Genomic DNA, 7,321 nt, shown 5'->3' on the forward strand with positions numbered 1-7,321 from the left:
CCGCACACGGGGTGCCGTGGAGCGCGCTGCTCGACCCGCCGACCGCCGACGAGGTCGGCGGCGCGCTGCGCGGGCTCGGCGTGGACGCGTTGGTGCACCTCGTGCCGGGCGCGGCTGTACTGACCCTGGCCGACGGCCGTACGGATGTCCTGGACCTGCCCGAACTCGACTACGCGGCAAGGGTGGTGACGGCTGATCAGGAGAACTGGCCGGACGCGGTCGAGGAGCTTGGCGGATGGGCGTGGACTGCCGCGATGGGGCCCGTACTGGCCGCCCTGCCCGGCACGTTCGCGCGCGCACCGCAGCTTGTGCTGCTGCCGGCCGGGCCGTTCGGCACGGTGCCGTGGCACGCCGCGTGGTCGGACGTGGACGGGCGTCGGCGACACGCACTCCAGGACGCGCAGATCTCGTACATCCCCTCGCCGCGGCTGCTGTGCGAGCTCGCCGCGCGGCCCGTCGACCCGGCGTCGCGACGACCCGCCGGGATCGGCCGCGAACCGGGGGATCCGGTCGCTTTCGCGCCGGCGCGCGGGCACGACCACGCGTGGCGGCGGACCGCCGAATTCCTGACGGCGGGGTCCTACTCGGTCGTGTCGACGCTGTGGCCGGTGTCGGCGAGCGATACCGAACTCGTGCTGTACATGGCCGACCACTACCTGACCCGACGCGACCTGCCGCCCGCCCAGGCGCTGCGGACGGCGCAGTTGTGGATGCGCGACCCCAAACGCGGCATCCCGGCGGCGATGCCGCCCGAACTCGCCGCCCGGGCCCGGGCGATCGGCCCGGACGCCCTGGCCGGGTGGGCCGGATTCACCCACTCGGGCTGGTGAGACGCGGGATGCCCGCCGCGACGGCCGAACCCACCCCGCCTTCCCAAGTCGGGCGGAAGGCGCGTACTGTACGCCTCGCCATCGCGGGAGCTCGGACCAACCGGGCTGAGAGGGCGGCATGGGGCGCGTCGAGCGCCCCGGGGCCACCGACCGCTTGAACCTGACCGGGTAATGCCGGCGTAGGGAGAGCAGGTAGAGCCATGTCGGCTCCTGTCGTAGACGACGCACGCCCCGAGCCGTCGGATTCCGGCTCCGGGGCCGAAGCCCCGCTGATCCTCGACACCGCGCCGCCGCGCACCCTCGGGTTCCGCGACCAGGCCGCGTTCTGGGCCAACCTCGGGGTGAGCCTGCTCGGGTTCTCCGGGGCGCTCGCGGTGCTGGCCCCGCAGGGATACCCACAACTGTCGATCGTCGCGGCGGTCGTCGCGGCCATCGGCGGCACCCTGATCGGCGCGCTCATGGTCGCGGTCGCCGGCATCCCCGGCGCCCGCAGCGGCGCGCCCGCGATGACCGTGCTGCGCGGGCTGTTCGGCACGAAGATCTCGTACGTGCCGACGCTGTTCAACATCGTCCAGTGCGTCGGCTGGGGCACCTTCGAGCTGCTGGTGATCTCGATGGGCATCGAGGCGATGACGGACGGTCGGGGCCCGCACTGGCTCTACATCGTCGCGGCCGGCGTGGTCACCACCGGCATGACGCTGCGCCCGCTGGGGATGCTGCGGATCCTGCGCCGCTACGTGACGATCGCGGTGGGCATCGCGATGCTGTACTTCTCCGTCCAACTGGTCCGCGAGGGGCTGCCGCCGCTCACCGAGGGCTCGTGGTCGGGCTTCTTCCCGGCGATGGACGCGGCGCTCGCGGTCGCGGTGTCGTGGGTACCGCTCGCGTCCGACTACACCCGGCACTCACGCGGTTCGAAGTCGGCGTTCTGGGCCGCGCTGAGCGGCTACTCGATCACCAGCATCTGGTGCTACCTGCTCGGTTTGGTCGCGCTCGCGCAGGTCGGCGGCGACGTCGACAAGATCTTCGATTCCTTCCTCGGGGTCACCGCCGGGTGGGTGTTCTTCACGGTGCTCGTGGTGCGCGAGGTCGACCAGAGCTTCGCGAACGTCTACAGCACGGCGATGTCCATCCAGAACCTCGCGCCGCGCATCGACCGCCGCGTGCTGTGTGTGGGCGTGGGTGCGCTGGTCACGGCGTTCGCGCTGATGGTGGACGACTTCGCGACGTACGAGAGCTTCCTGTACCTGCTCGGCTCGGTGTTCATCCCGCTGTTCGGCGCGCTCGTGGTGGACCTGTTCGTCGGCCGCGGCCGAACCGGTTGGGACTTGGGTGATCACTCGCCTGCCCGATGGGTGATGCTGGCCCCGTGGGCGCTGGGATTCGGCACCTACCAGCTGATCAACCCCGGTTCGATCGAGTGGTGGGCCAAGGGTTGGGCGCACGTCCAGGACGCGACGCACATCCACGCGCAGGCGTGGACCTCGGCCTCGCTGTTCTCGTTCGCGATCGCGGGCGTCACCGCGTACGCCGCGGTCCTGTGGGACCGGCGCCGGGCGAGGGCGCGCGCGACCGGCTGAGCGAGACCGAACGGGCGAGCGTACGGCCGGGCCGGTTTCGAGGGCATGCCGACTCGACCTCCGAGCTTGACCTTCGAGTCGGTCGAAGGCCAAGACTCACGGACATGAACGACGACGACATGAACGACAACGGCGTGAACGACGACGACATGAACGACGACGGCGCGGCGATGGGCATCGGGGCGTTCGCGCGGCGGGTGGGGCTGAGCCCGAGCGCACTGCGCTACTACGACGACTGCGGCGTATTGCGCCCGGCCTCGGTGGACGCCGGCACGGGATATCGCTTCTACACGCCGAGCCAGGAGGCGCGGGCGACCCTGCTGCGCGGATTGCGCGAGGCGGAGGTGCCGTTGACCGAGGCATCGGCGGTGCTGGACGGCCCGCCGAAGCAGGCCGAGGAAGTGCTGCGGGGACATCTGCGGCGGATGCGCGACCGGACGGACACGGCGCGCGCCGTGATCGAGGGCGTACTGCGGACCCTGACCGCGACGGGGACGCAAGCGGTGGTGGGCGGGGCCGAGTGGGCGAGCGCGGTGCGGCAGGTGACGCCGGCGGCGGGAGCGGGCGAGGGAGAACTCGCGGTGCTCGGGTGTGTGCTGGTCGAGGTGGGAGCGCCGGCCGGCTCGGGGCAGCCCGGTGTCCTGGGCGACGGCGAGGTGCGCCTGGTGGCGACGGACCGCTACCGCCTGTCGGTGCGCACCCTGCGTCCGCTGGGGATCCATGGCGAGCCGGCCTCCGTCCTGATCCCGGTGGACGACCTGGTCGAGACGGCCCGATGGGCGGCGCGGCACGCCGAGATCGTGGTCGAGCCGACCCCCGACGGGCTGCGGTTGCGGGCGGGCGACGACGTCCGGGAGCACGCCGGGTTCACGGGGATCTATCCGGCGTATCGCGACATGCTTGCCGCCTTGGCCGACCCGGTCGGTCGCGTCGTGGTGGACCGGGTCGCCCTGCGTGACGCGCTGCTGCGCGGCGGCTCGACCCCCGCGTGCGTACTGGTCGCGGGCGACGACGAGGTCCGCGTGGACGACGCGCCGGCGCTGTCCGCGATCTGTACGGGCCCACCGGTGCACACCGCCTTCGATCCGCTCACGCTGGTACCGGCCCTGGAGGCGAGTGTGGGCCCCGACGTCCTGCTCGAATTCGGCGCCCGCCCGTTTCCGGTGGTCGTCCGCTCGGCCGACCAGGGCAGCTTCACCACCTTGGTGATGCCGGTGGCGCTGCCCGCGGACGCCACCGGCTGAACCGGGGCGCGAGTGCCGCGCTACGCCACCTTGCGCCGGCGCCGCCCGCTGCTCTCCAGGTAGCGGGCCAAGCCGGACAACAGCATGCACATGCCGATGTAGATCGGCGCGATCACGATGACCACCGGGATGAACGGCAGGCTGTAGTCCAGGTTGGTGGCGATCTGCTTGCCCGCGTACAGGAATTCCTCGTACGAGATCAGATAGCCCAGCGACGTGTCCTTCAGCGTCACCACCAGCTGGCTGATGATCGTCGGCAGCATCGTGCGTACCGCCTGCGGGATCAGGATGTTGACCATGACCGTGGTCTTGCGCATGCCCAGTGCGTAGGCCGCCTCCCGCTGGCCTTTGGGGACCGCGTTGACGCCGCCGCGGAAGACCTCGGCCAGGACCGAGCCGTTGTACAGGGTCAGACCCGAGATCAGCGCCAAGCGGGGCTCGACCTTCATCGCAATGAAGATGAAGAAGATCATCACGAGGACCGGCATCGCGCGGAAGAACTCGACGACGACGCCCGCCACCCAGCGCACCACGCGGTGGTCGGAGAGCCGGCCGGCCGCGAACACCGCGCCGAACAGCAGCGACAGCACCGCCGCCCACGCGAAGACCTGGAGGGTGTGCCCCAGACCGCGCAGCAACAGCCTTTGTACGCCCTTGTATTCGAACGGCGCCCACTTGTCGCCGTCGAACTGGCCGGTATCGATCAGCTTGTACACGATCCACGCCACGATCGCGGCGAGCACGACCGAGGCGATCCACCCGTACAGCCGATGCCGCGCTTTGGCGCTCGGTCCCGGAACGTCGTACAGCGCCGAACTCTCGACACTCATCGGGCCACCTCCAGGCGCTTCTCCAAGAACGCGAACAGGGCGCTGATCGACAGCGTGATGATCAGGTAGCCGACCGCGATCCACAGGAACGTGGCGACGATGTCGTAGCCGAGTTCGTTGAGGGTTCGGTAGGTGCTGAGCAGTTCGACGACGCTGAACGACCCGGCGATCGCGCTGTTCTTGGCGAGCGCGATCAGCGTGCTGCCGATCGGCGGGATCACCGCGCGCAGCGCCTGCGGGAGCACGACCAGATTGAGCGTCTGGCCGAACGACATGCCCAGACTGCGGGCCGCCTCGCCCTGGCCCACGGGCACGGTGTTGATGCCGGCGCGGACCGCCTCGCAGATGAACGCCGAGGTGTAGCACCCCAACGCGAGCACCGCGAGCGTGAAGAACGGCAGGACCACCCCGAACCGCGGCAGCCCGAGCACCACCGCGAAGAACAGCAGCGTGAGCGGCGTATTGCGCAGCACGGTCACCCACGCACCGCCGAGCACCCGCATCGGCCGCACCGGCGAGACCCGGCACGCGGCCATCAGGACCCCCAGCGCGAGCGCGATCGCCGAGGCCACCAGGGTCAGTTCGAGGGTGCCGACGAAGCCCTTGCGGAACAGGGTGAAGTTGTCGAGCAGGACATTCATGGTCGACGCCTTCCTCTAGTACCGGTCCACGGGCGGCGGGGGCGGCGCGGGTACGCCCGACAGGCCGAGCGTGACGTTGTAGGCCCGGAGCCAGTCGCCGTTTTGTTCGTGCGCGACGATCGCGTCGTCGAGCGCGAGCCGGAACACCTTGTCACCGCGCGGCACGCCGATTCCGTACGGCTCCTGGGAGAACAGGCCGCCCGCGAGCTTGAGTTGGTCGGGGACCTTCGCCGCGTAGCCCTTGAGGATGGTGTCGTCGGTGGTGACCGCGTCGACCTGAAAGCTGATCAGGTTGTCCACGCACACCGAATAGCTGTCGTAGGCGACCGCGGTGGCCTTGGGATAGTCGCGCACCAGCCGCTGATACGGCGTCGAACCCGCGACCGAGCACACCTTCTTGCCCGCGAGGTCCTGCGGGCCGTTGATGTCCTTCTCGTCCTTGCGCACCAGGAGCGCCTGACCGGCCATGTAGTACGGACCGGCGAAGCCCACCAGCTTCTTGCGGTTGTCGTTGATCGTGTACGTCCCGACGTAGTAGTCCACTTCGCCGTTCTGCAGCGAGGTCTCCCGGTTGGCGGACGTGATCGTCTTGAACTCGACGCGGTCCACCGGGAAGCCGAGCGACGCGGCCATCATCTTGGCGATCTCGACGTCGAAGCCCGAGTAGTAGCCGTTCGCGGGATCCTGCTGCGCGACATAGGGCTGGTCGGCCTTGGTGCCGACGACGAGCCTGCCGCGCGACTTGGCCGCGCGAAACGTCGGCGAGTCGAGCGTGACGTCGGTCGCGACCTGGTAGGACGGCAGGTCTTTGGGCTTGGGACCCTTCGGCGGCGGCGTGCCGTTCTTGCCGCACGCGGCGACGAGCGCGAGGAGCAGGCCGATCAACGCGACGGCAACCGCTTTGGTGCGGGTGGTTGTTCGCGGGCCGTGGCCGGTCGCTCGTGGGCTGCGGCCGGACGTTCGGGATTCCCGGTGATTGTGCATGTCCCGTCCCCCGTCAGTGCTTGAGGATCTTGGACAGGAAGTCCTTCGCCCGGTCCGTCTGCGGGTTGTCGAAGAAGTCCTCCGGGGTGCGCGACTCCATGATCCGGCCGTCCGACATGAACACCACGCGGTTCGCCGCCGAGCGCGCGAAGCCCATCTCGTGGGTGACCACGACCATCGTCATGCCCTCGACGGCGAGCGTCCGCATGACCTCCAGAACCTCGTTGATCATCTCCGGGTCCAGCGCCGAGGTCGGCTCGTCGAAGAGCATGATCTTGGGATCCATCGCGAGCGATCGCGCGATCGCGACGCGCTGTTGCTGTCCGCCGGACAACTGCGCGGGGTACTTGTTCGCCTGGTCGACCAGGCCGACCCGGTCGAGGAGTTCGCGAGCCTTGCGGTCGGCGTCGGCCTTGCTGCGCTTGCGCACCTTGACCTGAGCGAGCGTCAGGTTTTCCAGGACGCTCTTGTGTGCGAACAGGTTGAACGACTGGAACACCATGCCGACTTCGGACCGCAGACGCGCGAGCCCGCGCCCCTCGGCGGGCAACGGCGCGCCGTCGATCGTGATCGTCCCCGAGTCGATCGTCTCCAACCGATTGATGGTGCGGCACAGCGTCGACTTGCCGGATCCGGAGGGCCCGATCAGGACGACGACCTCGTTGTGCGCCACGGTCAGATCGATGTCGCGCAGTACGTGCAGGGACCCGAAATGCTTGTTGACGCCCGAGAGGACGACGAGTGGGTCTTGCGAGGTCACAGGTATTCGACTCGCCTTCGACACGGGGACAGGACCGTGCGTGAGCGCACGTGCCCCCTTGATCGACCGCACCGGCGGGATTCAGTCCCCATCGGCCCGCGAACCCCCCGAACGGCCGATAGGGTCCCCTCGCGAGGGTGACGCGGACGTCGCGCTCCGCGCACGGGCGAGGTGGCAGCGGCCGGAGCACGCGGCGGGGAACGGGCAGCCGACGGTTGGTGGAAGGCAGCGGGTCGCGGTGGGTCGGCGCGCTCGGTGTCGGCGAGGCCGGCGGGTTCGCGGGTGCGCGGTCCCGTTCTTGACGTCCCGTCACGAGGCGCTGCGCGGCCGCGTCGAGGGCTGCGCGAGAATGTACCCGGCACCCGTACGGGGCGTGGTGTCCGCGACACGTGTCGGGAACCACCGGCGCGTCGTGGCTGTTGTGGTGCGTGGTGCGTGGTGCGTGGTGCGTG

At 69.9% G+C, this 7,321-nt stretch carries 7 protein-coding genes and 1 riboswitch; of the genes, 3 read left to right on the forward strand and 4 right to left on the reverse strand.

The features are described from left to right. The 3 genes from GT354_RS41390 to GT354_RS41400 form a co-directional block, all read left to right on the forward strand. On the forward strand, positions 1-830 hold an 830-nt coding region (locus tag GT354_RS41390), incomplete at its 5' end, for a CHAT domain-containing protein (protein ID WP_161361826.1). 73 nt (positions 831-903) lie between these two features. Further along, positions 904-1,035: riboswitch (TPP riboswitch) on the forward strand. Continuing rightward, on the forward strand, positions 1,031-2,410 hold the full coding sequence (locus GT354_RS41395) for a cytosine permease (protein ID WP_161361828.1): 1,380 nt from the start codon (positions 1,031-1,033) through the stop codon (positions 2,408-2,410). Its footprint overlaps the riboswitch before it by 5 nt. A gap of 104 nt (positions 2,411-2,514) precedes the next feature. Then, positions 2,515-3,654: a MerR family transcriptional regulator gene (locus GT354_RS41400; protein ID WP_237535965.1), complete on the forward strand. Its 1,140-nt coding sequence runs from the start codon at positions 2,515-2,517 to the stop codon at positions 3,652-3,654. A 20-nt stretch (positions 3,655-3,674) separates the two neighbouring features. Here the strand turns inward: GT354_RS41400 and GT354_RS41405 are convergent, their stop codons facing one another. The 4 genes from GT354_RS41405 to GT354_RS41420 are packed head-to-tail and all read right to left on the reverse strand — an operon-like array spanning position 3,675 to position 6,869. Next, positions 3,675-4,484, reverse strand: coding sequence for an amino acid ABC transporter permease (locus tag GT354_RS41405; RefSeq protein WP_161361830.1), 810 nt, complete (start codon positions 4,482-4,484; stop codon positions 3,675-3,677). Beyond that, positions 4,481-5,125, reverse strand: a complete 645-nt coding sequence (locus GT354_RS41410; protein ID WP_161361832.1) for an amino acid ABC transporter permease — start codon at positions 5,123-5,125, stop codon at positions 4,481-4,483. The genes GT354_RS41405 and GT354_RS41410 overlap by 4 nt, the downstream gene beginning before the upstream one ends. A gap of 15 nt (positions 5,126-5,140) precedes the next feature. Continuing rightward, positions 5,141-6,109, reverse strand: a complete 969-nt coding sequence (locus GT354_RS41415; RefSeq protein ID WP_237535966.1) for a glutamate ABC transporter substrate-binding protein — start codon at positions 6,107-6,109, stop codon at positions 5,141-5,143. A gap of 13 nt (positions 6,110-6,122) precedes the next feature. After that, positions 6,123-6,869 (reverse strand): amino acid ABC transporter ATP-binding protein, encoded by a 747-nt coding sequence (locus GT354_RS41420; protein ID WP_346012417.1) that lies wholly within the window; start codon positions 6,867-6,869, stop codon positions 6,123-6,125. Between the last annotated feature and the right edge of the window lie 452 nt (positions 6,870-7,321).

Source organism: Streptomyces sp. SID3343, assembly GCF_009865215.1.
In the GTDB taxonomy this organism is placed as follows: domain Bacteria; phylum Actinomycetota; class Actinomycetes; order Streptomycetales; family Streptomycetaceae; genus Embleya.

Coding starts and splice junctions, on each gene's coding strand:
- GT354_RS41415 (WP_237535966.1), bottom strand. CDS start 6,109: ATGCACAATCACCGGGAATCCCGAACGTCCGGCCGCAGCCCACGAGCG.
- GT354_RS41405 (WP_161361830.1), bottom strand. CDS start 4,484: ATGAGTGTCGAGAGTTCGGCGCTGTACGACGTTCCGGGACCGAGCGCC.
- GT354_RS41410 (WP_161361832.1), bottom strand. CDS start 5,125: ATGAATGTCCTGCTCGACAACTTCACCCTGTTCCGCAAGGGCTTCGTC.
- GT354_RS41395 (WP_161361828.1), top strand. CDS start 1,031: ATGTCGGCTCCTGTCGTAGACGACGCACGCCCCGAGCCGTCGGATTCC.
- GT354_RS41400 (WP_237535965.1), top strand. CDS start 2,515: ATGAACGACGACGACATGAACGACAACGGCGTGAACGACGACGACATG.